We start from the raw sequence: 23,741 nt of genomic DNA, 5'->3' as shown, positions 1-23,741 counted from the left end.
AGTTGCACCGAAGGCGAGGCGACGCCGAACGTGACGGAACAAACACGACCACGCGATGAACAAATGGGGGCGAACAGGCGGCATCGCCTGCCAGGATCCACGGATTGATCATGCAGGTACCGTTTGCGGAATGGGCGAGATACTACCACGCCATATTACTGATCGGTACGTTCTGATAGAGCGAATTGGTCAGGGCGGAATGGGCCGGGTATGGCGAGCCCGGGACGAGATGCTGCAACGCGACGTGGCCGTCAAGGAGATCGTCCCGCCACCCGGCCTGACCGACGAGGAACGCGAGGATCTACGGGTACGGTCGCTGCGCGAGGCGAGGGCGATCGCCCGGCTCAGCCACCCCAACGCGGTACGCGTCTTCGACGTGCTGACCAGCGGCGGCGAGCCCTGGATCGTGATGGAGTACGTACCCTCCAGGTCCCTGCACGAGACGATCACGATGCACGGGCCGGTCTCCCCCCTGCGGGCGGCCGAGATCGGGCTGGGCGTGCTCGGCGCGCTGCGGGCAGCCCACCGGGCCGGGATCATGCATCGTGACGTGAAACCGGCGAACGTCCTGCTCGGCGAGGACGACCGGATCGTGCTCACCGACTTCGGGTTGGCCACCGCCGTCGAGGACACGAGCCTGACCTCCCCCGGCGTGGTCCTCGGCTCGCCCGCGTACGTCTCGCCGGAGCGGGCGATGTCGGGCATCGTCGGTCCGGAGGGAGACCTCTGGTCGCTCGGCGCCACGCTCTACGCTGCCGTCGAGGGGCGCTCGCCGTACGCCCGGCCGTCCAGTCTGATGAGCCTCACCGCGCTCGTGACCGAGCCGCCGCCGGTGGCCGAGCACGCCGGTCCGCTCGCCCCGGTGTTGGAGGGCCTGCTCCGCAAGGACCCGGCCGTACGCATCACCGTCGAGACCGCCGAACGGATGCTGCTCCAGGTGGTCCGGGAGGCACTGGACAACGCCCCGACGGCTGGTCAAGCCGATACGACCGATCGTGCCGACGCGACCACCGACACCACCCGCCCCAGGCCGGCGGTCGCCTTCGTGGTCCCGGCGGCGTCGGAGGCCGCACCCGCCCCGGCACCCGCACCGGTCCCGACTCCGGTCACCGCCACGAACCCGGCTCCCACTCCAGTCACCGCCACGAACCCGGCTCCCACTCCAGCCGCCGCCACGAACGCGGCTCCCACTCCAGCCGCCGCCACGAACGCGGCTCCCACTCCAGCCGCCGCCACGAACGCCGGGCCGACGGTCGTCCCGGACCCGGGCGGCCGGGACGAGCCGGGGTCCCCGTCCAGGAGGCCCCGCCCCGCGCTGCTGGTCGGCGTCTTCACCGCCCTGCTCCTGATCGGTGTCGCGGTCGGCGTACCACTGCTCGGTCGGGAACACTCGGAGGCGGTCGACACCGGTTCGACCGAGCCGGGCACCACCCCCATCGGCACCGACTCCCCGTCCCCGACTCCCTCGACCGATCCGGCTCCGCCCACCCTCACCTGGTCCAGCCACCGGGACAGCAGTGGATTTGTCGTGCCGGTACCGCAGGGGTGGAAGCTCCGCCGGGACGGTTCCCGGCTCGAGTTCCAGGAACCGGACGGGCCACGGCTCCTGACGATCACGCAGACCACCTCCCCGAAGCCGGACCCGTTGGCCGAGCTGACCGACCGGGAACGGACCCGACCGGCGGGCGGGCAGTTCCAGGGCTACCGGCGGATCGCGCTGGTGGGGGTGGACTACTTCCTGAGTGCCGCCGAGTGGGAGTGGACGTACACCACGGACGCCGACGGGCTGGTCCACGTACGCCAGCGCACCTTTGTCACCGCGAGGCAGCGGGGATACTCGATTCTCTGGGCGGCACCGGAGTCCGGTGGGACCGCCGACGCGCAGGCGTTCGAGCGGGTTGTCGCCGGCTTCCGCCCGGCGTCGGCGCCGGGGGCGAGCGGCACGCCGGAGCGCCCGACGCCGAGTTCGAACGTGCCGGTCATGCCCAGCACCCCGGCCGGGCCGCCCCGCTACCAACTCGTCGGGACGGCGAGCGGGCGCTGCCTCGACGTCGCCAACCCGGATTCACCCGACCCGGTCCGACTGCGGATCTGGGACTGTGGCGCCGCCGGTGTCCGGAGCCAGAGCTGGACCTTCGAGTCCGACGGGAGCATCAGCCTGCTCGGCCGGTGCATGGACGTGCTCGGCGCGTCGAGCGACAACGGGGCGGCGGTCCAGCTAACCACCTGCAACAACACCCCGGCGCAGCACTTCAGGTTGAACGACAAGCAGCAGTTGGTGAACGAGCACAGCGGCCGCTGCCTCGACGTGACGGGCCTGAGCAACGCCAACGGCGCGCTGATCCAGCAGTACGCCTGCCACGACACCACGCCCAACCAGAAGTGGACCCGACGCTGACCGTGACCGGCCCCGTACCGTGTCGGCGATCATCGTACACATGTTCTATCCACAGCCTGTGGATAGAACATGTGTACGACGGATGATCAGCGTTCGAGGATGGCCACCACGCCCTGGCCGCCGGAGGCGCAGATGGAGATGAGGCCCCGGCGGGGACGGGCGGCGGAGCCACCGGCCGACTCGCGGGCGTCCTCGGCTAGGAGCTTGGCCAGCGTGGCGACGATCCGACCGCCGGTCGCCGCGAACGGGTGCCCGGCGGCGAGCGAGGAGCCGTTCACGTTCAGCCTGGACCGGTCGATCGTGCCGAGCGGCCCGTCCAGTCCCAGCCGCTCCTTGCAGAACTCGGCCGACTCCCAGGCCGCCAGCGTGGCCAGCACCTGCGACGCGAACGCCTCGTGAATCTCGTAGTAGTCGAAGTCGGTGAGGCTCAGCCCGGCCCGGGCCAGCATCCGGGGCACCGCGTACACCGGGGCCATCAGCAGTCCCTCCTCACCGTGCACAAAATCGACCGCGGCGACCTCGGAGAAGGTCAGGTACGCCAGCACCGGCACGTGGTGGCTGGCGGCCCACTCCTCGGAGGCGAGCAGCACGGTGGAGGCGCCGTCGGTGAGCGGGGAGGAGTTGCCGGCGGTCATGGTGGCACCCGCCCGACCCGGTCCCCGGGTGCCGTAGACCGGCGGCAGGGAGGCCAGCTTTTCCATCGAGGTGTCCAGTCGCAGGTTCGCGTCCCTGGTCAGCCCGAGGTAGGGGGTGACCAGGTCGTCGAAGAAGCCGCGCTCGTACGCGGCGGCGAGCCGCTGGTGCGAGGCGAGCGCGAGCGCGTCCTGGGACTGCCGGTCGATGCCCCAGCGCAGCGCGGTGATCGCCGCGTGGTCGCCCATCGACAACCCGGTACGCGGTTCCGCGTTGCGCGGCGTCTCCGGCAGGAACGGCTGGTGTGGCCGGAGCCGGGCCGCTGCCCGCAGCCGGGCGCTGACCGTACGCGAAGAATTGAGCTTCAACAGGGTGCGGCGGAACTCCTCGTTGACCGCGAGCGGGGCATCCGATGTCGTGTCCACACCACCGGCGACGCCGACCTCGATCTGTCCCAGTGCGATTTTGTTGGCGACCAGGATCGCCGCCTCCAGCCCGGTGCCACACGCCTGCTGGAGGTCGAAGGCGGGGGTGCGCGGGTCGAGCCGGGAGCCGAGCACCACCTCGCGGGTCAGGTTGAAATCCCGGGAGTGCTTGAGCACCGCACCGGCGACCACCTCGCCGAGGCGCTGACCGGCCAGCCCGAACCGGGCTACCAGTCCGTCCAGCGCCGCAGTGAGCATGTCCTGGTTGGAGGCATCGGCGTAACGGCCGTTGGAGCGGGCGAACGGGGTCCGATTGCCCCCCACCACCGCGACGCGACGTACGGTCTCCACGTTGCCGCCTCCTAGTTCAGGGCTTGCGCCTAACCTACTCGCCAGTAGGCTACGCCTATGAGTGACAGGTACGCGAGCTTCGCGAACTCCGGTGCCGGCCGCGCCCTCGTCAAGCGACTCGGCCTGCCCGATCCGCCCCGGCTGCGCCGGTACCGGCCCGGTGATCCTCTCGTACCCGGCCCGGTGCTGCTCGACGCCGCCCCCGGTGGACGGCTGCGTGAGCCGGTCGCCAAACTGCTCGCCTCGGCCGGTGTAGAACTCGCCGAAGCCACGATCCCGCCTCCGTCCTCGCCCTCGTCCCCGCACTCGTCCGCGCCTGCGTCGGCGCACTCGTCCCCGCCCTCGTCTGCGCCTGCGTCGGCGCCCGGGTCCGCGCCACCGGCGTCAGCGGTCGGCGTGCTACCGGGAACGACGGCGACCGGGGCCGGAGTCGCCGAGCCGACCAGCTACGAGGCGACCGGTGTGGTGCGTCCGGCGGCCCTGGTCTACGACGCCACCGGGATCACCGACTCGACCGGCCTGCGTCCGCTCTACGACTTCTTCCACGCCCACGCCCGGTCGGTAGACCACAGCGGTCGGGTGATCGTGCTCGGCACCCCGCCGGAGGCGTGCGACGCACCGCGCGAGGCCACCGCCCAGCGTGCCCTGGAGGGGCTGACCCGCAGCATCGGCAAGGAGTTCCGGCGCGGCATCACCGCCCAGCTCGTGTACGTGCACCGGGCCGCCGAGACGGCGATCGAGTCCACCCTGCGGTTCCTGCTCTCCGGCCGGTCGGCGTACGTCTCCGGCCAGGTGATCCGGATCGGCGAGCCGGGCATCGGCGACCACGGCAACCAGGATCGGATCGACTGGGAACGGCCGCTCGCCGGCAAGGTTGCCCTGGTCACAGGTGCCGCTCGGGGCATCGGAACGGCGGTGGCCCAGGTGCTCGCCCGGGACGGGGCGCACGTCGTCGCACTCGACGTACCGGCCGTCGGAGACCTGCTCGCCGAGGTGGCGAACGACATCCGGGGTACGGCCGTACAGCTCGACCTGACCGCGCCCGACGCGCCGACCCGGCTCGCCGACCAACTCGGCGACCGCTACGGCCGGGTGGACATCGTGGTACACAACGCGGGCATCACCCGGGACCGGACCATCGCCCGGATGGACGCCACCGGCTGGGACTCGGTCCTGGCGGTGAACCTGTCCAGTCAAGAACGGATCAACGACCTGCTGCTCTACCGTGACCTGATCCCGGCCGGCGGTCGGCTGATCAGCGTCTCCTCGATCGCGGGCATCGCCGGCAACCGGGGCCAGACGAACTACGCCACGGCGAAGGCGGGCGTGATCGGGCTGGTGCAGTCGATGACCCCGGTGCTCGCCGAGCGCGGCATCACGGTGAACGCGGTCGCACCCGGGTTCATCGAAACTCGCATGACGGCGAGAATGCCGGTCGGGTTGCGTGAGGCCGGCCGGCGCCTCAACAGCATGGCGCAGGGCGGACTGCCGGTCGACGTGGCCGAGACCATCGCCTGGTTCGCCGCCCCGACCTCCGCCGGTGTCACCGGCAACATCGTCCGCGTCTGCGGCCAGAGCCTGCTGGGAGCATGATGTCCAACGCCGACGGCGACGCCACCGCCCGCCGTACCGACGACGACACGGTCCGGATCGACACCACCGACAACACCGACCGCGCTACCGACCCCGACGACACCGACCGGATCCACACCACCGACAACACCGACCGGATCGACACCACCGACAACACCGACCGCGCTACCGACCCCGACGACACGGTCCGGATCCACACCACCGACGAGACTGCCCGGGTCGCCAACCCCGACAACGCGCTCCGGGACGCCGACCCCGACGCGACGGTCCGGCTCAGGACGGCGGACGACACGATGTGGTTCGCGCCGCCCGGCGAGGACATCGCCGGTCACGGTACGGCCGATCACGATGCGGCTGGTCACGGCGTAGCTGGTCACGATCTGGCCGGTCGCGGCATGGTCGACGGGGACCTGGTCGTCGCGGGCAGCGCGGACGGGACGATGGTCACACTGGACAGCCTGATGGGGTCCGCCGAGACGACCGTACCGGCCGGACGCGCCGAGGTGGTCGAGTTGACCGGCATGCCGGCGACCGGCCCGCTGTACCGGCGGGCGATCGCCTCGCTGCTACCCGGTCGGCGTCGGACGGGCGGATCCGTCGCACCGGACGCGGGTGCGGTGCTGCCCGACACCGAGCTGCGGCTACGCGGCGTGACCGTCGACCGGGGGCACGTGGCCGCGTACGACCGGGTTTGTGGTTTCCGGCTCACCGACCGTCTGCCGGCGACCTATCCGCACGTGCTCGCCTTTCCGCTCACAATGCGGCTGATGAGCGCGCCGGAGTTCCCGTTCCCGCTGCTCGGGCTGGTGCACATCGCGAACCGGATCACCCTGCTGCGCCCGGTCGACGCGAGCGAACCGCTCGACCTGTCGGTCCGTGCCGACGAGCTTCGGCCACACCGGCGCGGGCGGCAGTTCGAGATACTAACCACGATCTCGGTCCAGGGTGAGCCGGTCTGGCACGAGGTGTCGACGTACCTGCGTCGGGAGCCGGGCACGACGGCGGGTGAGCGGCACGAGCCGGGTGACCGCCCGGAGCCGCCGGCCGCCACCGGCCGGTGGCGCCTCACCCCACGGGTGGGTACGTCCTACGCCCGGGTCTCCGGTGACCGGAACCCGATCCACACCTCCCGGCTCGGGGCGCGACTGCTCGGCTACCCGCAGCCGATCGCGCACGGTATGTGGAGCAAGGCCCGCTGCCTGGCCGCCCTGGAGGGACGGCTGCCGGAGGCGTACACGGTCGAGGTCCAGTTCAAGCTGCCGATCCCACTCTCCGGCGCGGTCAGCTTCAGCGCCTCCCCAGCCTGGGATTTCGCCCTGTACGACGCGGACTCGACCCACCCCCACCTGACCGGCACCCTCCGCTGACCCAAGCCACCCCACCACCCCGCTACTCCCACCCCACCCCACCCCGCCGCCGCGCCGCGCCGCCGGACGGTGGTTAGGAAGGGGCCCTTCCTATACAAAAAGCGATAACAAGGGGCCCTTCCTTACACCGAAGGTGGGTGCCAGAGGTGGCCTAGGCGGAGGTGGCCGGCGCCGAGCCAGGTGGCGTTCATGAGGCGGGTGGCCAGGCGTTCGGGATCCTCGTTAGGGTGGTCGGCGAGCCAGTCGGCGAGTGACTCCGCCGCGCCGACCAGGGCGTACGCCATCACCTCCAGGTCGGTGTCGCGGACCGGACGGACGTCGGGCGTCTCGGTTGGCAGGTTGCGGCGCAGCAGGGTGGCGACCACCTCGACCACCCGGGTACGCATCGCAGCCAGTTCGTCGGCGAACCGCTGCTCGCCGCGCGCCTGCCGGTAGAGGACAGTCCAGCCGTCGCGGTGTGCGCCGACAAATCCGAAGAAGGCCCGCAGGCCACGCCAGAGCTGCTCGTCCGGGGAGAGTTCCGCGCCGACCGCGCCGACGATCGCCTCCATCATCCGGGTGCCCTCGCGGTGCAGGCAGGCGACAAAGAGTGTCTCCTTGGTGCCGAGGTACGCGTAGACCATCGGCTTCGAGATGCCCGCGTCCTCGGCGATCTCGTCCATGCTGGCAGTGTGGAAGCCGCGTCGGGAGAAGACCCGGACGGCCGCGTCGAGCATCTGCTGCTCGCGTACGGCACGGGGTAGCCGTTTGAAGGTGGGGGCGCTGGACATCCTTGCGAGCATACCTACTCGTGCGTAAGGTTACGCCTCAGTAACCCTGGTCTCCTCCGGAAGGTGCAACCCCATGAGCGACTTCGACCCGGCCAAGTTCACGTCCCTGGACCCGAAGCAGTTCGCCCAGCTCGTGAAGTCCACTCCGGAAGCGGAGATCACCGCGCTCATGAAGAGCGACCAGCGGGGCCCGATCCTGGACGAGATCTTCAACCGGATGCCGACGCTGTTCCGGGCCGACCGTGCCGGTGCCACCAACACGGTCATCCACTGGAACATCTCCGAGCGCGCCGACGGTGGCGTCGACACGTACGAGGTGGTCATCGCCGACGGCGCCTGCACCGTCACCGGCGGCACCCCGGCCCACGACCCGAAGCTCGCCCTCACCCTCGGGCCGGTGGAGTTCATCAAGGTCGTGTCGGGCGGGGCGAACCCGGTGATGATGTTCATGACCGGCAAGCTGAAGGCAAAGGGCGACCTGAGCCTGGCCTCCAACATCGCCAACCTCTTCGACATCCCCAAGGCCTGACCCACGTGACCGCGTCGGCGGGGATCACGGCGGCAGGGCTCGCACTGGCGGGGATCACGGCGGGCGTGACCGGGCGGCGGCATGAGTGAGTTCTCGCTCGACCTGAACGAGGAACAGCGCGATCTCCGCGACTGGGTGCACGGCTTCGCGGAAGAGGTCGTGCGCCCGGCCGCCGCCGAGTGGGACGCCCGCGAGGAGACCCCGTGGCCGGTCATCCAGGAGGCGGCAAAAATCGGCCTGTACGGCTTCGAGTTTGTCGCCAACTGCTGGGCCGACCCGACCGGGCTCAGCCTGCCGATCGCGAGCGAGGAACTCTTCTGGGGCGACGCCGGCATCGGGCTCGGCATCTTCGGCACCTCGCTCGCCGTCGCCGCGATCTACGGCACCGGCACCCCGGAGCAGCTCGTCGAGTGGGTTCCCCAGTGTTACGGCTCGGTCGACGAACCGGCGGTCGCCGCGTTCTGCAGCACCGAGCCCGAGGCAGGCTCGGACGTGGCGGCGATCCGCACCCGGGCGCGCTACGACGAGGCCGCCGACGAGTGGGTGCTGACCGGGCAGAAGGCGTACGCGACCAACGGTGGCATCGCCGGGGTGCACGTGGTGACGGCGACGGTCGAACCTGACCTCGGCTCCCGGGGCCAGGCCGCGTTTGTCGTGCCGCCCGGCACCACCGGACTGCACGCGACCAGGAAACTGCGCAAGCTCGGGCTCCGCGCCTCACACACCGCCGACGTCTTCCTGGACGACGTACGTCTACCCGGCCGTTGCCTGCTCGGTGGTCGGGAGCGGCTGCTGGAACGGCTCGACCGGGCCCGCAACGGTCGACGCTCCAGTGGCCAGGCCGCCATGCGTACGTTCGAACTGTCCCGGCCGACGGTCGGCGCGCAGGCGCTCGGCGTCGCCCGCGCCGCGTACGAGTACGCCCTCTCCTACGCCGGAGAGCGGGTCCAGTTCGGTCGGCCGATCGTCGAACACCAGGCGGTCGCCTTCGCGCTGGCCGACATGCGTACGGAGATCGACGCCGCCCGGCTGCTGGTGTGGCGGGCCGCCTGGATGGGTCGGAACAACCGTCCCTTCCTGGCGGGCGAGGGCTCGATGGCAAAACTCAAGGCCGGCGAGGTGGCCGTTTCGGTGACCGAAAAAGCGGTGCAGATCCTCGGCGGTGCCGGATTCCTCCGTGATCATCCCGTGGAACGGTGGTACCGGGACGCGAAGATCTACACAATTTTCGAAGGAACGTCGGAGATCCAGCGTATGGTCATCGCCCGGGCCCTCTCCGGATCGCCGATCCGCTGACCGCCCTCTCTGTTTCCCTTTCGCCAGAACGAGGATAGTCGGATGAGCGTCGATCAAATTCAGAGTCAGCAGCAGTTCTACGTCAAGCAGCGACTGCGTCTGATGGTGAACCAGTACGAGGTGCGCACCGTCGCGCCGGACGGGGCCGAGGGCGAGTTGCTGGCGTTCGCCCAGCAGAAGCGGATGGCGTTCAAGGAGCAGGTCACGCTCTACACCGACGACACCAAGCAGCAGCCGGTGCTCGGCTTCAAGGCCCGGCAGCGGCTGGACCTCGGTGCGACGTACGACATCACCGACGCGGCGGGCAACAACATCGGCCTGTTCCGCAAGGATTTCAAGGCGTCGCTGCTCCGCTCCACCTGGATCGTCGAGCAGCCCGGTCTCGCTCCCGCCCGGGGTCAGGAGCGGAGCATGCCGGTCGCGCTGCTGCGGCGCTTCGTCGACTCGCTGAGCTGGCTGCCGTACCACTTCGATTTCCTGATCGGCGACCAGCCGGCGTTCTCCGTGGTCAAGAAGTGGGGCCTGCGCGACCGGTACGTCATCGAGGTGCAGAACCCGCAACTCGACCGCCGCCTGGTGATCGCCATGGCGATCGGCCTGGACGCGCTCCAGAGCCGCTGATCCCGGCAGACGGTTCGACGGGTCCGTCCACACCGGATTCGCGGTGTGGACGGACCCGTGCCTTTCCCCCGTAAGGCACTGCTCCGGGTAAGGCGAGGGTCGCGACCCTGATGATTCACCGGCCGGCCGCCGGAAGGCTCGGTCGTATGAAGATGACCCGTCGCCGCACCGGCACCCTTGCCCTGTTCCTGACAGCGACGCTCACCGTCGGCATGGTCGGCAGCTCGGCCCCGGTGTTCGCATCCGACGCACACCCCGCAACCGGCGCACATCCGTCGGCCGCACACCCGTCGGCCGCACACCCGTCGGCCGGGCACCCGTCGCTGCCCTGTCCGGCGGGAACGCTCGACGGCAGTGGGCTCGCGGCGGCCATCGCCGGCCTGCCGAGCGCCGAGGCGACCAGCGCCCAGCTCCGGTTGACCACCCCGTCCGGCTGCTGGACCGGCGCCGCCGGGGAGGCGGACATCCGTACGCACGCGGCGGTGCCGGCCGACGCCCGGTTCCGGGTCGGCAGTGTCACCAAGGTCTTCACCGCCACCGTCGTGCTGCAACTGGCCGCCGAGCGCCGGGTCGACCTGGACGCCCCGGTACGCCGCTACCTCCCCGGCCTGCTGACCGCCGACTACGACTCGCTGACCGTACGGATGCTGCTGAACCACACGGGCGGCCTGCCGAGCCCGACGTTGCCGGACGACATCGAGTGGGCGCTCGACCACCGGTACGACCGCTGGACCCAGGAACGGATCGTCCGAGAGGCGCTGCGCAACAAGCCCGTGTTCACCCCACCCGGCTCGAAGCAGCAGTACACCAACATGGGCTACATCGTGGCCGGCATGCTGATCGAGAAGGTCACCGGGCACTCGTACGCCCACGAGATGCGGGAACGGATCTTCCGGCCGCTCGGGATGCGGGACACCTCCGTACCCGGGAACGACCCGACCATCCGCGGCCCGCACGCCCACGGTTACCAGGTGGTGGTCCGCGACGGGCGGACCGAGCTGGTCGACGTGACCAACTGGAACCAGTCGATCACCCCGGCCTCCGGCGACATCATCTCCACCCTGGCCGACCTGGACCGCTTCTCTGCGGCGCTGTTCGGCGGCCGGCTGCTCCCGGCCGCCCAGCTCGACGAGATGTTCACCCTTCCGCAGGTCGACGACCTCGACGGCAACCGGGCGGTCTACAGCGCCGGCCTGACCGCGCTCGCGCTGCCCGGCGGCGCGACGCTCTGGGTCAAGAGCGGTTCCCGGTACGGCTACTCAAGCGCCATCGCGGCCACCCGGGACGGAACCTTCCGGATCGCCTTCTCGATCACCTCGACCGACGCCAAGGGCGGCGACCAGACCAGCGTCAGCGCCGCCATCGTCAACGCCGCCCTAACCCAACTCTGACCCCGACCGCAGTCTGAACGAACCCCAAAAGCCGTTGACCATGAAGTTATCGCGGTCCGAGCACGGGCATGTCTGCGATAACTTCATGGTCAACGGCGCTGGTGACCGGGCGTTTGCCGGTCGCGATGGTCAACCGCCGGCCAGGTCGTAAACGGTGGCGCTGCCGGTGACGGTCCGGCTGTCGCTGTACGTGCCATGCTTCGCCGTGAGCTTGTAGGTGTGGTTCTCGGTGCTGCCCGGGGTGCCGCCACAGGAGAAGGCGAAGCTCTCCGTACCCCGCGCGGGGTAGGTGCCGTACCGGCCCGGACCGTCCACCGACAACTCGATCGTGGTCACGCCGATGACGTCCCACTCCAGGATCAGCGGGAACGCCTCCACCGGGAACTCCGATCCTCCCTGCGGACAGGTGGGCTTCTGGGTGATCCGGAAGTGCACGATTCGCAGTGGCGGCGTCGACACTCCCGGACCGGCATTGCCGGGGGCGGCGGGCTGACCGGGCGGGTTGCCCGGCTGACCTGCGGGGGCGGCGGTGGGCCCGGTGTCGGTGCCGGAGCCCGGGGCGGCGGTGGGTGGGACCGACGCGGTGGCGGTGCCGGGATCGGCGGCGGCTTCGACCCCGCCGGTGGATCGTCCCGGCGCGCGGTCGGGTGACGCGCAGGCCACCGTGGAGAGCGCCAACACGGGTACGAGCAGCGCTAGCAGCACCCGTTCGGGCTGCCGGCGGCTTACCTGGCGACTGACCGGAGCGGGGGACTGCTCGCCGGTACGCTGCCCGGCGTACCGGCTGCCCACGATCGTGTTCATGGTCGCTCCCTGCGGCGAACTCGCCCCGGCCGTGGCCCGGCCGGGCGTCGAGTCCAACGTAAGGAGCGGACCGGACGAACGGATCATTCGTTCGTGCCGTTACGTGCCGGGGAGTGTGGTGCTAGCGAGGGGGCCTGATCCGACCTTCGATCGCGGCCAGGGCGATGTCACGCCGATGATGGGAGCCGGCCAACTCGATCCCCTCGATCAGGGCGTACGCCGCGTCCCGCGCGACCTCCAGATCAGGGCCGACCGCCGTACCGGCCAGAACCCGGCCCCCGGCGGAGATCAAGGCACCGTCGCTGTCCCGGCGCGCGGTGCCGGCGTGGATGATGCCGGGTCGGTCGGCACCGGTGATCACGTCCCCGGTGCGGGCCGCCTCGGGGTAACCGGCCGAGGCGAGCACCACCGCGACGCCGGCACCGGGTCGCCAGTCCAACGGCGGATGCGCGGCCAACGTCCCGGTCGCGGCCGCGTGCAGCAGCCCGGCCAGCGGAGTCTCCAGCAGCGCGAGTACGACCTGCGTCTCCGGATCCCCGAACCGCGCGTTGAACTCGATCACCTTCGGCCCGCCGGAGGTGATCGCCAGCCCGACGTAGAGCAGACCGGCGAACGGTGTGCCCCGACGCCGCATCTCGGTCAGGGTCGGCTCGACCACCCGGGCCATCACGTCGTCGACCAGGTCCGGCGACGTCCACGGCAGCGGCGCGTACGCGCCCATGCCGCCGGTGTTCGGGCCGGTGTCGCCGTCGCCCACCCGCTTGAAATCCTGTGCCGGCAGCAGCGGCAGCGCGGTCTCGCCGTCGGTCACCACGAACAGGGAGACCTCGGGTCCGGCAAGATACTCCTCGACCACCACCCGCTCGCACTGGGCGGCGTGCGCGAGCGCGTGTGCCCGGTCCTCGGTCACCACCACGCCCTTGCCGGCGGCCAGTCCGTCGTCCTTCACCACGTACGGCGGACCGAACTCGTCCAGCGCGCGCGCCACCTCGGCGGGGTCGGTGCAGCTGTAGGCGCGCGCCGTGGGCACCCCGGCGACCGTCATGATCTCCTTGGCGAACGCCTTGGAGCCCTCGATCTGGGCCGCCGCGCCACTCGGGCCGAAGACCGCGATGCCCTTGGCCCGGACCGCGTCGGCGACCCCCGCCACCAGCGGCGCCTCCGGGCCGATCACGACCAGGTCGGCACCGATCTCCACCGCGAGCCCGGCGACCGCCGCCGGATCGACCGCGTCCACCGCCCGGAGCTCGGCCACGCTCGCGATGCCCGGATTGCCCGGCGCGGCGACAAGTTGCTCGACGGACGGATCAGCGGCCAGCCCGAGTGCGAGCGCATGCTCCCGCCCACCACTGCCGATAAGAAGTACGCGCACGACATCCGATCCTACGCGTACCCCCAGCTCGCCCCCGATCGGCAACCGCCGCTCCCCCAGACGCAACGAAGAAGTCCCCCGCCCAGCCCACCCGCGAGGGGGGTTACGCGAGGGGGGTTAGAGGAGGGGGTGGCGGACCACGTTCTCGTCGCGGCCGGGACCCACGCCCACGACGCTGACCCGGGTGCCACAGAGTTCCTCGATCCGGGCGATGTAGCGGCGGGCGTTCTCCGGCAGCTCAGCCTCCGTACGCGCCTTGGTGATGTCCTCCCACCAGCCGTCGTGCTCCTCGTAGATCGGAATGGCGTGGTGGAACCCGGTCTGCGTCATCGGCATGTCGTCGAACCGCTCGCCGTCGATCTCGTAGCCGACGCAGATCGGCACCTTCTCCAGCCCGGTGAGCACGTCGAGCTTCGTGACGACCAGGTCGGTGATGCCGTTGAGGCGGGTCGCGTACCGGGCGACCACGGCGTCGAACCAGCCGGTACGGCGTTCGCGGCCAGTGGTGGTGCCGTACTCGACGCCGACCTTGCGCAGGTGCGTGCCGTTGTCGTCGTGCAGCTCGGTCGGGAAGGGTCCGGCACCGACCCGGGTGGTGTACGCCTTCGTCACCCCGATCACCTTCGTGATCGCGGTCGGCGGGATGCCCGCACCCACGCAGGCCCCGCCCGCCGTCGGGTTCGACGAGGTCACGAACGGGTACGTGCCGTGGTCCATGTCGAGCATGGTCGCCTGGGCACCTTCGAGCAGCACGGTCTCGCCCCGGTCCAGCGCGTCCCAGAGGATCGTCCGGGTCTCGGCGATGTACGGCCGCAGCCGCTTCGCGTACTCCAGGTATTCCTCGGTCACCGCGTCGACGTCCAGCGCCTTGCGGTTGTAGACCTTGAACAGCATCTGGTTCTTCTCGCGGAGCGCGAGTTCCAGCTTCTTGCGCAGGATGCCCGGGTCGAGCAGATCCTGGAGTCGGATCCCCATCCGGGCGACCTTGTCGCCGTACGCCGGGCCGATGCCTCGGCCGGTGGTGCCGATCCGGGCCGAGCCGAGGTAACGCTCGACCACCCGGTCGAGCGCCCGGTGGTGCGGCATGATCAGGTGCGCGTCGCCGGAGATCCGCAGCCGGGAGACGTCTACACCCCGCTCGGCCAGACCGTCGATCTCGTCGAGCAGCACCTTGGGATCGACCACCACCCCGTTGCCGATCACGATCATCGCGTTCGGCGAGAGTGCGCCGGACGGCATCAGGTGCAGTGCATACTTCTGCCCGTCCGGGGTGATCACGGTGTGACCGGCGTTGTTGCCGCCGGAGTAACGGACGACGTAGTCGACCTGCTCGCCGAGCAGGTCGGTAACCTTGCCTTTGCCCTCGTCGCCCCACTGCGCCCCGATGAGCACGATCGCTGGCATCTCAACCCGCCTTCGAGGGGCTCGGGTGCCAGGTGGCGACCGCGTGGCGAGCCCGAGGTGTCAGATTAACAAGAAGTGACAGCCCCGCCGGTAGTGGCCGGGGAGACAGGCAGGAGGCCACCGCCCGTGTACGACGTGGTGCTACTCACCCTCGGTTCGGGCCGGGACAGTTCCGCCGGCTGTGGCGGCGGCGACGGCTGCTGTGGCTCAGCCGCCGAGGGTGCCGGCGAAAGCTGCAACGACACCCCTCGCGTACCGGTCCTGACCTGCGCGGACGCGCTGACGGCCCGGGGCGCCCGGGTGGAGACGGTCACCGCCCACTCGGACGCCGAGATCGACGAGGTGCTTTCCCGGTTCGACGCGCCGGCCCGCCCGGACGGGCTCACCTGGCCCGAGCAGGACAGCAAGACCCGCCTGGTCGTCGCCACCGCGAGTGACGGACAGTTACGCGCTGTGATCCGCCGAATGGTCCGCCGGTACGCCCCACCGCCGAGTCGCCGACCGGCCGACCTCGCCGGCAACCGGACCGTGCCCGACCTGCCGCCGATCGCCCTGCTGCCGCTCGACCCGGCCGGGCGTGGCCGAGGTGGTGACCCGGCCCCGACCGACCTGGTCGGGCAGCTCGGCCTGCCCCGGGATCCCGCCGAGGTCGCCGCCGCGCTGCTCGACGGCCCGGTTCGGCGGCTCGACCTGCTCCGCAACGACGGCAGCTCGGTCACCCTGGACGGGGTGTTGCTCGCACACGCCGACGACAACGGCCGGACCCTGCCGTGGCGCGGCCGGGTCGAGGTGGACGACACCATCCTGACCAGCGGGGACGATCCCGTACTCGCCTGCGCGATCGGCAACGGTCGGGGCTACGCCCAACTCGCCGGGCTGCCGCTGCTGACCGAGGCCGACCCCGACAACGGCGTGATCGAGGTCGCGGTGGCGGTCCCGGTGCTCGCGGGTCCACGTTGGGGCCGAAAGAAGGTACGCATCGAGGTGCGCCGGGCGCGGGGACGCGCGGTCGCGGTCGTGCCCCGTGACGGCAACCTGCCGTACGTGGACGACGGTGTCAGCGGTGAGCTCGGCCGCAAGCGTTCCTGGTGGATCGAGCCCGGCGCATGGGCGGTATACGGCCGCTGACCTCGTACGTCGACCACCAGCCGGGCTCGGTGCCGGGCTCATGCCGCTTCGCCGGCATATCCTCGGGCGGAGCAGGGGGGAGTTGACCGTGGTGGACGACCAGCCGGATCGGTACTACGCGCCGGGTCAGGGGCCGACGCCCCGCGACGTCGAGCCGTTCTGGCCGCCGGACGAGATCGTCGCCGAGCCGCAGCAGCCCGGCAGCGCGCCCGGAGCCGGGTCTCCGACCGGACGTGCCGCTCCGACCGGGCCCGACGCCGGAGGCACGGCGACCCCTGGCGGGCCGGCATCCTCTGGCGGGCCGGCGGCACCTGGCGGCTCGCCGGCACCGGGGCCGGGCGCGGACGTCGCGTGGGGTGGCGTCGCCTACCCGCCCGTGGCACCCACGCCACCGACAACTCCGCCGCAGCAGCAGGTGCCGGCGCCCACCCAGCCGCCGCCGGCCCAGCCCGCACCGCCGGCCCAGCCCGCACCACCGGCCAACCCGGGTTCCCCGTCGCAGCCGCCGGTAAGCGGGCCAGAGCCGGGCGACGCCGACCCCTGGGCCCCCCGCGCCGCGACCGGAGCCACCGCACCCGGCGTGGCGCGCGGATCGGCTACTCCGCCGGTCGGTCTCGATGCGCCCTTCACCCTGGAGAGCCTGCTGAACGGCGGGCTTGGCACGGACTCGACCGCCGGGACGCGGGCACGGACGGCCTGGGCCACGGCGCCCGAGTCGCCCTGGGCACAGCCACCGCAGCGTCCGCCGGCCGAGCACCGCCAATCCGGGCCCAACCACAAGTCCGGCCACCAGCCCGAACCCGTCCACCAGCCCGAGCCCGGCCACCAGACCGAACCGGGCCACCAGACCGATACCGGCCACCGACCCGAGGCCGACTACCGGACCGATACCGGCCACCAGACCGATACCGGCCACCGACCCGAGGCCGACTACCGGACCGATACCGGCCAACAGACCGAGGACACGCCGGCCGGTCCGAGCCATCCGTCGGCCGCACCGGACGTACGGAACCATCCGCAGGTGCCACCGGCGGTCCCGGACCAGCCCGGCACCGGTGCGGGCGGATACGGCCCGCCGGCCGGGACGCCCGGCGGGAGCGGACCGGCGCAGGCTCGGGGCGCGACCGGGTACGCACAGGTTCCCGCGCCGACCGGATACGCGCAGGCGTCCGGCGTACCCGAGTTTGAGCAGGCCCCGCCGACCGGGCCGCAGCCACCGGTCGGCGCCCGTCACCCCCGGCCCGAGGTCTACCCCGGTGTTGCCGGGGTGCCCGGACAGCCCTACCGGGAGGCCGACGGGGTGACCCGGGTGCCGCCGACGCCCAGCTACCCGGAACCGGTGTGGACCCCCGACGGGTCCACCCCGACCGCGGAGGAGTTCGCCCGCCGCCGGGCGAGTCGTCCGGCCGACCCGATCGCGACGATGGGGGTACGGGCAGCGGTCAACCGGAGCACACTCGGGCTGGTCCGGCTCGCGCCGGGGCGGCACGAGCAGGAGATCCGGCAGGACATCGAGATGGTCCGCCGGAACTTCGGCGGGCTGCGCCAGGTTACCGTGGTCAACCCGAAGGGCGGGGCGGGCAAGACGGTCGCCATCCTGCTGCTCGCCATGACCTTCGGGCAGAAGCGCGGCGGGTACGTGCTGGCCTGGGACAACAACGAGACCCAGGGCACCCTGGGGATGCGCGCCCAACAGGATTTCCACTCGCGTACGGTCCGCGACCTGTTGCGTGACCTGGGGCAGTTCCAGGTGTCCCACGGCCGGGTCGGCGACCTGTCGCAGTACGTCCGGTCCCAGGGCGAGGGGATGTTCGACGTACTCGCCTCGGACGAGTCGGCGACCGGTGGCGAGATGCTGACCGCCACCGCCTTCGCGGAGATCCGCGAGGTGGTGAGCCGTTTCTACAAGCTGATCTTCGTGGACACCGGGAACAACGTACGGGCCCAGAACTGGCAGGCCGCGATCGACGCCACCGACCAGCTCCTGGTCACCATGTCGGCCCGGAACGACTCGGCCGAGACCGCCGCCCGGATGCTCGACCACCTCGAACAGAGCGGTCGGCAGCGGCTGGTCCGGCAGGCGGTGACGGTGGTCTCCATGCCACCGTCCCGGAAGGAGATCGACCTGCCCGCGATCCAGCGGCACTTCGCCGCCCGGACCCGGGCGGTCCTGCTCGCGCCGTACGAGCGTCTGATCGACACCGGCGAGCCGATCCGCTACGGCCAGCTCTCCGCCGCGAGCCGAGACGCCTGGTTGAAGATCGCGGCGGCGGTGGCCGAGGGGCTGTGACCGGCTCCTTCCCGCCCCGGTGGGCCGGGGCGGGAAGGAACAGGTGAAGGGTGGGGCCGGTCAGCTACCGGCGAGGGCGTCGCCCGCCTCCGGGTCGCAGTCCCGCAGGAACTGGGCACAGCGCGCGGCCTCGTCCGACTCGCCGATCTCGCCGGCGGCCCGGGACAACACGTGCAGGCAGCGGAGAAAGCCCTGGTTGGGGCCGTGGGACCAGGGCACCGGGCCGTGGCCCTTCCAGCCGTTACGGCGAAGCTGGTCCAGTCCCCGGTGGTAGCCGGTACGCGCGTACGCGTAGGCGGTGACGACCTGACCGGAGGCGAGTGCTCGCGAGCCCAACGCCCCCCAGGCCGCGCTGGAGGTCGGGAAACGTGCGGCGACGGAGGCGTACGCCTCGTCGGTGTCGGCCTCGATGGCCTCGGCCAGGGCCGCCTCGGCGGCGTCGTCGCCGGGGAGGAGGGTGGCCGGCGGTTCCGGCAACAGACTCTGCATCGGCCCATTGAACCTGCCCGACCTGGGCGGCTGCGAGGCGGGATGCCCCTGCGCTGACTGAAAGGCTGATGGTTTGGTCACGCGTGCGGCCGGTGCGGACAGTCGTCCACTCGACTAGAAATATAAGTCCGGAGCCTCCCCAGGACCCGGTAAGGAGAGCCCGGTGACCTCGGTCACCGGGCTCTCGCCGTACCGGCCGGCCGTCGTCACAGTCCTCCGCCGTACCGGCCGGCCGTGGTCGCGGGCCTCCGCCGTACCGGCCCCACCCTTCGAGCGGGTTCCGGGGGTACGGAGGAGGATGGCGTGGTGCCCACGTCACCTTCGACCCACCTGCTCGGACCGGACGACACCGCCGATTCCGAGGTCGAGTCCCGTGCCGAACTCGACCGACACCTGAGCACCGGCAGCCTCGCCGGGCTGACCGTGCAAGGGCTGCGGCTCGACACCGAACCGGTGCCCGACCTCGGCCTCGTCGAGCTGACCGACACCCTCTTCGTCGGTTGCCGCTTCGCCTCCCGACAGGTCGAGGCGGACCTGATCCGCCGGGGCGCCCACGTCCTGCCGCCCTTCGCCGATCTGCCCTACTCGACCCAGCCGCCCCGGCTCTACACCCCGGAGGACCTGGTCGACGGCTTTGCCACCGCCGGGTTCGCCGGCATGTTCGACACGCTGGTGTACGAGCATTTCCGGACCAACGGCGGCGCGCTGCCCCCGGTACGCGAGGCGCTCGCCCAGCGGATGCACGACCACGGTGTGGACAACGCGCTCGCCGACACGACCCGGAGCTGGCTGGCGGTGCACGGACCCGGATCGGTGATCGGCGTGATGGGGGGCCACGCGGTGCCGCGCGGCACCCCGGCGTACCGGCTCGCGGCCACCCTCGGCTGGGAGCTGGCGCGGGCGGACCGGCTGGTGGTGACCGGTGGCGGGCCGGGGGTGATGGAGGCGGCGAACCTCGGCGCGTACCTCTCCGGTCGCACGCCGGAGGAGCTGGCCGCCGCCATCGACCTGCTCGCCACCGCACCCGACTTCGCCGACCACGACCCGTACACGGCGGCGGCGGTGCGGGTGCGGACCGAGTTCGGTCCGGGCCCGGACGGGCCGGCGTCGACCACCAACCTCGGCGCGACGCCGCCCACCGGCAACGGGACGACGCCGCCGGCCGACGGCACGACCAACGGTTTGCCGCCCGCGCAGCGTGCCGGCGGCGCCGACGCCGTCGTGGCCGACACGGTCGGCTGGGCGCGGCGGGGCGGCCTCTCCATCCCGACCTGGTTGTACGGCCACGAGCCGGCGAACCTCTTCGCCGGCCGGATCGCCAAGTACTTCTCGAACGCCCTCCGCGAGGACACCCTGTTGCGGCTGGCCCGGGGCGGGATCGTCTTCGCCGCCGGCCGGGCCGGCACGGTCCAGGAGGTGTTCCAGGCCGCGACCAAGACCTTCTACGGCACCGATGGGGCGAGCGGCGCGTACGTCTTCCTCGACCGCGCGTTCTGGACCGAGACACTGCCGATCGAGTCGCTGCTGCGTCCGCTCTTCACGCTCACGCCGTTCGGTGACCTCACCGACTCGATCCACCTGACCGACGACGTGCACGAGGCGGTACGCCTGCTCGTCGGCGACTGACCGGTCGGAACGGCACCAGAGCCGGCCCCTGATCGCGGGGACCGGCCCTGGTACGGCGACAAACGGTTACCGGTGGGTCAGCGGGCGAGGGTGGTGCCGGTGGAGCGGAGATGCTCGCACGCCTCGACCACACGCTGGGCAAGACCGGCCTCGGCCTGCTTGCCCCAGACGCGCGGGTCGTACATCTTCTTGTTGCCGACCTCGCCGTCCACCTTGAGCACGCCGTCGTAGTTGCGGAACATGTGGTCCGCGACCGGGCGGCTGAACGCGTACTGGGTGTCGGTGTCGATGTTCATCTTCACCACGCCGTAGTCCAGCGCTTCCCGGATCTCCTCCAGCAGCGAGCCGGAGCCGCCGTGGAAGACCAGGCTGAGCGGCTTGTCCTTGCCGTACTTGGCGCCGACCGCCTGCTGGATCTCGTTGAGGATCTCCGGGCGGAGCTTGACGTTGCCCGGCTTGTAGACGCCGTGCACGTTGCCGAAGGTCAGCGCCGCCATGTAGCGGCCCTTCTCGCCGAGCCCGAGCGCCTCGACCATCTGGAGGCCGTCGGAGACCGTGGTGTAGAGCTTGTCGTCGATCGCGCCCTCGACCCCGTCCTCCTCGCCGCCGACGACGCCGACCTCGATCTCGAGCACGACGTGCGCGGCCGCGGCCTCGTCCAGCAGCTCGGAGGCGATCTCCAGGTTCTCCGCCACCGGCACGGCGGAGCCGTCCCACATGTGCGACTGGAACAGCGGCGCCTCACCCCGCGCCACCCGCTCCTTGGAGAGCGCCATCAACGGACGGACGAAGCCGTCGAGCTTGTTCTTCGGGCAGTGGTCGGTGTGCAGCGCGATGTTGACGCCGTACTTCTTGGCCACCTCCGTGGCGAAGAGCGCGAACGCGACCGAACCGCCGACCATGTCCTTGATCGAGGGGCCGGAGAGGTATTCGGCGCCACCGGTGGAGACCTGGATGATGCCGTCGCTCTCCGCGTCCGCGAACCCGCGCAGCGCGGCGTTGAGCGTCTGCGAGGACGTCACGTTGATCGCGGGATAAGCGAACCTGCCCGCCTTGGCGCGGTCCAGCATCTCCGCGTAGACCTCGGGGGAAGCAATGGGCATGTCGAACGCTCCTTACTAACCACTTCGGCCGCTACGGCCGCTGTCTCACGTGTACGCGCCGGACCGCGCTGTCCTTCGCGGGCAGTATCCCGCAGGACACCCTTCCCGACACAACCGACCCGGATCGACGCCCCGGAACCGACCCGGATCGACGCCGGTGCGGCCCGCTCATCGACGGTCGAACCGATCCGGTACGGCAACGCTGATCAGCCAACTGACCACCGCCACCACGATGCCTCCCCAGAACGCCGCACCGAACCCGTTCACGTGGAACGGCAGGTCGAACTGACCGGCGATCCAGTCGGTGAGCAGGAAGAGCAGCGCGTTCACGACCAACGCGAACAGTCCCAGGGTGAGTACGTAGAACACGCAACCGACGACGTGGATGATCGGCTTCAGCACCATGTTCACCACACCGAAGATCACCGCCACCACCAGCAGCGTCAGCGCGTTCTCGCCGGCCGACTCGCCGGACACGTCGATCCCGGGCACCAGGGCGGTGGTGACCCAGAGCGCGACCGCGGTGATCACCAACCGGATCAGGTAGCCCACGGGCCCATCGTGTCATCGTCGGTGTCCGGCGGGGTGCCAAACCGGTCGACTGGGGCGCGCGACTCCACTCCGCCGGTCGGAAGGCGTGGTACGGGCAGGTCACCGTTAACCGGCACGTACCCGGCGTGCCGGCAGGTCAACCCGTACGGTGAGAAGGTCACCGCGGACCGGAGGAGGCGACGATGACCCAGCCCGACGATGATTTTGTCCTCGGCGAGGAGTTCGCCCCCGGCGACCACCTCGATCCGGAGGAGCGGGACCCGGAGGCCCCCGCCGACGACGCCGTCGAGCAGTCGGCCGCCGCGGACCCGACCGACGACGGACCCGCCTCGGCGACCGACGCCGAGCGGCTGCCCCGGGGTCTCGAGGTGGACGAGTGGGACGCGTTGGAGCAGGCTCGGATCATCGGCCCGGAGGACGACTACCGCTGACCGACGCGGACGGGTCGGCGGACGCGGCGCGGTCTTGATCGGCGGAATCGGCGGAATCGGCGGTCTTCGACGCGACCATCTCGGGGTGGTCCGCGACGAACCTGGCGAGGTCGCCGTCGCGTGCCGCTCGCAGCATGTCCAACGACTCCTCGGTCAGCCGCTGGTACGAGATGCCGTTGAGCTTGACCTCGGCGAAGTTGCCCTGGTTGGTCTTGAGCACGACCAGGTCGTTCGCGGCGACGCCCTTGAGCGTGAAGAGGAAGTCGATGATCGGCACCCCCTGCGTGTCGAGGATGAACGCCTTGCCGGCCGCGGTGACCACCCGGTTGACCCGACCCAGGTCGGTCAGCACACCGGCGCTGGTGGCCTTCTTGACGATGGCCTTGATGAGCTGCTGCTGGTGGCGCTGCCGGTCGTAGTCGGTCTTTGGCAGGCCGTACCGGATCCGGGCGTAGTCGAGGGCGAGTTCGGCCGACATGGCTCGGCAGCCGACCTCGTGCACCACGACCTTTCCGCCCGGCGGCAGGTCGAAGACGCGGTGGCTGGCCTCGTCGAACTTGATCGGTACGATCTTGCCCTTGCGGTCGTACGCGAGGTGGATCGAGGAGGCCCGCTGGTCGACACACATGTCGACGCCGCCCAACTCCCTGATCACCGACTGGAAGCCCTGGAAATCGATCAGCGCCGCGCCGTTGAAGGTGAGACCGGTCTGGGCGTGCAGCGTCTTGGCGAGCAGTTTGAACCCACGCGCGCGCTTCTCCAGCTCCGTTCCCTCGCCCCGGTAGCCGAACTCGAAGGCCGCATTAATTTTGTCTGTTCCGCCGCGATAGTCCGTTGCCGGGTTGGCCGGAATCGGCACCCGCCAGTCCCGGGGAATCGAAATCAGGTACGCCTGGTCGTGGGTGGCCGGAATGTGCACGATCATGATCGTGTCGGACCTGGCCCCCGCATCCCAGCCCGGCCGTACATCGATGCCGACCAGCAGCAGGTTGAGTGCGCCCTCGATCTTCTTTCCGCTGGGCTGAGCCGGTCTTCTCGGCGCACGGGCGTCGTCGTCGATCAGCGTGGTCTGGGTGATGTTCGAGGTGGCCTTCTCGACGGCGGTCCGGGTGACCGCGTACGCGGCACCGCTCATCGCGAGCAGAACGCAGCCCACGGCGACCACCAA

The 23,741-nt window shown here is 70.9% G+C and carries 20 protein-coding genes; 11 read left to right on the top strand and 9 right to left on the bottom strand.

The window, feature by feature from the left end; translation table 11 throughout:
• The first annotated feature begins 55 nt into the window (after nt 1-55).
• Nucleotides 56-2,398, top strand: a complete 2,343-nt coding sequence (locus tag ACI2K4_RS20510; RefSeq protein ID WP_404513288.1) for a ricin-type beta-trefoil lectin domain protein — start codon at nt 56-58, stop codon at nt 2,396-2,398.
• Nucleotides 2,399-2,484: 86 nt separating this feature from the next.
• Here ACI2K4_RS20510 and ACI2K4_RS20505 read toward each other — a convergent pair whose 3' ends face one another.
• Nucleotides 2,485-3,807 (bottom strand): acetyl-CoA C-acetyltransferase, encoded by a 1,323-nt coding sequence (locus ACI2K4_RS20505; protein ID WP_404513287.1) that lies wholly within the window; start codon nt 3,805-3,807, stop codon nt 2,485-2,487.
• Between the two features lie 57 nt (nt 3,808-3,864).
• On the opposite strand from ACI2K4_RS20505, the gene ACI2K4_RS20500 reads away from it, so the two are divergent.
• Nucleotides 3,865-5,400: a 3-oxoacyl-ACP reductase gene (locus ACI2K4_RS20500; RefSeq protein WP_404513286.1), complete on the top strand. Its 1,536-nt coding sequence runs from the start codon at nt 3,865-3,867 to the stop codon at nt 5,398-5,400.
• 458 nt (nt 5,401-5,858) lie between these two features.
• A complete protein-coding gene (locus ACI2K4_RS20495) occupies nt 5,859-6,767 on the top strand; it encodes a MaoC/PaaZ C-terminal domain-containing protein (RefSeq protein WP_404513415.1) in 909 nt (302 codons plus the stop codon).
• A gap of 122 nt (nt 6,768-6,889) precedes the next feature.
• On the opposite strand, the gene ACI2K4_RS20490 is transcribed toward ACI2K4_RS20495, so the two are convergent.
• Complete coding sequence (locus ACI2K4_RS20490; protein ID WP_404513285.1) at nt 6,890-7,537, bottom strand: TetR/AcrR family transcriptional regulator; 648 nt, start codon at nt 7,535-7,537, stop codon at nt 6,890-6,892.
• Nucleotides 7,538-7,610: 73 nt separating this feature from the next.
• On the opposite strand from ACI2K4_RS20490, the gene ACI2K4_RS20485 reads away from it, so the two are divergent.
• The 4 genes from ACI2K4_RS20485 (at nt 7,611) to ACI2K4_RS20470 (ending at nt 11,374) form a co-directional block, all read left to right on the top strand.
• The gene (locus ACI2K4_RS20485; protein ID WP_404513284.1) at nt 7,611-8,066 is read left to right on the top strand and encodes an SCP2 sterol-binding domain-containing protein; all 456 of its coding nucleotides are present in this window, start codon (nt 7,611-7,613) and stop codon (nt 8,064-8,066) included.
• Nucleotides 8,067-8,147: 81 nt separating this feature from the next.
• A complete protein-coding gene (locus ACI2K4_RS20480) occupies nt 8,148-9,362 on the top strand; it encodes an acyl-CoA dehydrogenase family protein (protein WP_404513283.1) in 1,215 nt (404 codons plus the stop codon).
• Between the two features lie 42 nt (nt 9,363-9,404).
• On the top strand, nt 9,405-9,983 hold the full coding sequence (locus ACI2K4_RS20475) for a hypothetical protein (protein WP_404513282.1): 579 nt from the start codon (nt 9,405-9,407) through the stop codon (nt 9,981-9,983).
• A gap of 146 nt (nt 9,984-10,129) precedes the next feature.
• Nucleotides 10,130-11,374 carry a serine hydrolase domain-containing protein gene (locus ACI2K4_RS20470; RefSeq protein WP_404513281.1) on the top strand — a complete coding sequence of 415 codons (1,245 nt, stop codon included), beginning with the start codon at nt 10,130-10,132 and terminating at the stop codon, nt 11,372-11,374.
• A gap of 129 nt (nt 11,375-11,503) precedes the next feature.
• Here the strand turns inward: ACI2K4_RS20470 and ACI2K4_RS20465 are convergent, their stop codons facing one another.
• The 3 genes from ACI2K4_RS20465 to ACI2K4_RS20455 all read right to left on the bottom strand — a co-directional run bounded on the left by ACI2K4_RS20465 (nt 11,504) and on the right by ACI2K4_RS20455 (nt 14,954).
• Nucleotides 11,504-12,178, bottom strand: a complete 675-nt coding sequence (locus tag ACI2K4_RS20465; protein WP_404513280.1) for a hypothetical protein — start codon at nt 12,176-12,178, stop codon at nt 11,504-11,506.
• Nucleotides 12,179-12,299: 121 nt separating this feature from the next.
• Nucleotides 12,300-13,550: a phosphoribosylamine--glycine ligase gene (purD, locus tag ACI2K4_RS20460; protein WP_404513279.1), complete on the bottom strand. Its 1,251-nt coding sequence runs from the start codon at nt 13,548-13,550 to the stop codon at nt 12,300-12,302.
• Nucleotides 13,551-13,667: 117 nt separating this feature from the next.
• Nucleotides 13,668-14,954, bottom strand: a complete 1,287-nt coding sequence (locus ACI2K4_RS20455; protein WP_404513278.1) for an adenylosuccinate synthase — start codon at nt 14,952-14,954, stop codon at nt 13,668-13,670.
• Between the two features lie 126 nt (nt 14,955-15,080).
• Between ACI2K4_RS20455 and ACI2K4_RS20450 the strand changes: the two genes are divergently transcribed.
• Together ACI2K4_RS20450 and ACI2K4_RS20445 are read left to right on the top strand one after the other, a co-directional pair.
• Nucleotides 15,081-16,082, top strand: coding sequence for a hypothetical protein (locus ACI2K4_RS20450; protein ID WP_404513277.1), 1,002 nt, complete (start codon nt 15,081-15,083; stop codon nt 16,080-16,082).
• A gap of 88 nt (nt 16,083-16,170) precedes the next feature.
• Nucleotides 16,171-18,372 carry a chromosome partitioning protein gene (locus ACI2K4_RS20445; RefSeq protein ID WP_404513276.1) on the top strand — a complete coding sequence of 734 codons (2,202 nt, stop codon included), beginning with the start codon at nt 16,171-16,173 and terminating at the stop codon, nt 18,370-18,372.
• Nucleotides 18,373-18,432: 60 nt separating this feature from the next.
• Here the strand turns inward: ACI2K4_RS20445 and ACI2K4_RS20440 are convergent, their stop codons facing one another.
• Nucleotides 18,433-18,861 (bottom strand): DUF3151 domain-containing protein, encoded by a 429-nt coding sequence (locus tag ACI2K4_RS20440; RefSeq protein WP_404513275.1) that lies wholly within the window; start codon nt 18,859-18,861, stop codon nt 18,433-18,435.
• Between the two features lie 306 nt (nt 18,862-19,167).
• Here ACI2K4_RS20440 and ACI2K4_RS20435 point away from each other — a divergent pair, with 306 nt between their 5' ends.
• Nucleotides 19,168-20,487, top strand: a complete 1,320-nt coding sequence (locus ACI2K4_RS20435; protein ID WP_404513274.1) for an LOG family protein — start codon at nt 19,168-19,170, stop codon at nt 20,485-20,487.
• Between the two features lie 77 nt (nt 20,488-20,564).
• Here the strand turns inward: ACI2K4_RS20435 and fbaA are convergent, their stop codons facing one another.
• Together fbaA and ACI2K4_RS20425 are read right to left on the bottom strand one after the other, a co-directional pair.
• Complete coding sequence (gene fbaA / locus ACI2K4_RS20430; RefSeq protein ID WP_404513273.1) at nt 20,565-21,590, bottom strand: class II fructose-bisphosphate aldolase; 1,026 nt, start codon at nt 21,588-21,590, stop codon at nt 20,565-20,567.
• 168 nt (nt 21,591-21,758) lie between these two features.
• Nucleotides 21,759-22,142: a phage holin family protein gene (locus tag ACI2K4_RS20425; RefSeq protein ID WP_404513272.1), complete on the bottom strand. Its 384-nt coding sequence runs from the start codon at nt 22,140-22,142 to the stop codon at nt 21,759-21,761.
• A 182-nt stretch (nt 22,143-22,324) separates the two neighbouring features.
• Here ACI2K4_RS20425 and ACI2K4_RS20420 point away from each other — a divergent pair, with 182 nt between their 5' ends.
• Nucleotides 22,325-22,573, top strand: coding sequence for a hypothetical protein (locus tag ACI2K4_RS20420; RefSeq protein ID WP_404513271.1), 249 nt, complete (start codon nt 22,325-22,327; stop codon nt 22,571-22,573).
• Here ACI2K4_RS20420 and ACI2K4_RS20415 read toward each other — a convergent pair.
• Complete coding sequence (locus tag ACI2K4_RS20415; protein WP_404513270.1) at nt 22,545-23,729, bottom strand: LCP family protein; 1,185 nt, start codon at nt 23,727-23,729, stop codon at nt 22,545-22,547. The two genes, ACI2K4_RS20420 and ACI2K4_RS20415, sit on opposite strands and share 29 nt — an antisense overlap.
• Nucleotides 23,730-23,741 lie beyond the last annotated feature (12 nt).

The organism is Micromonospora sp. NPDC050397 (genome assembly GCF_044901685.1).
In the GTDB taxonomy this organism is placed as follows: domain Bacteria; phylum Actinomycetota; class Actinomycetes; order Mycobacteriales; family Micromonosporaceae; genus Micromonospora_G.
Note: the sequence above shows the minus strand (reverse complement) of the source record. Positions and strands in the feature narration are given on the sequence as shown.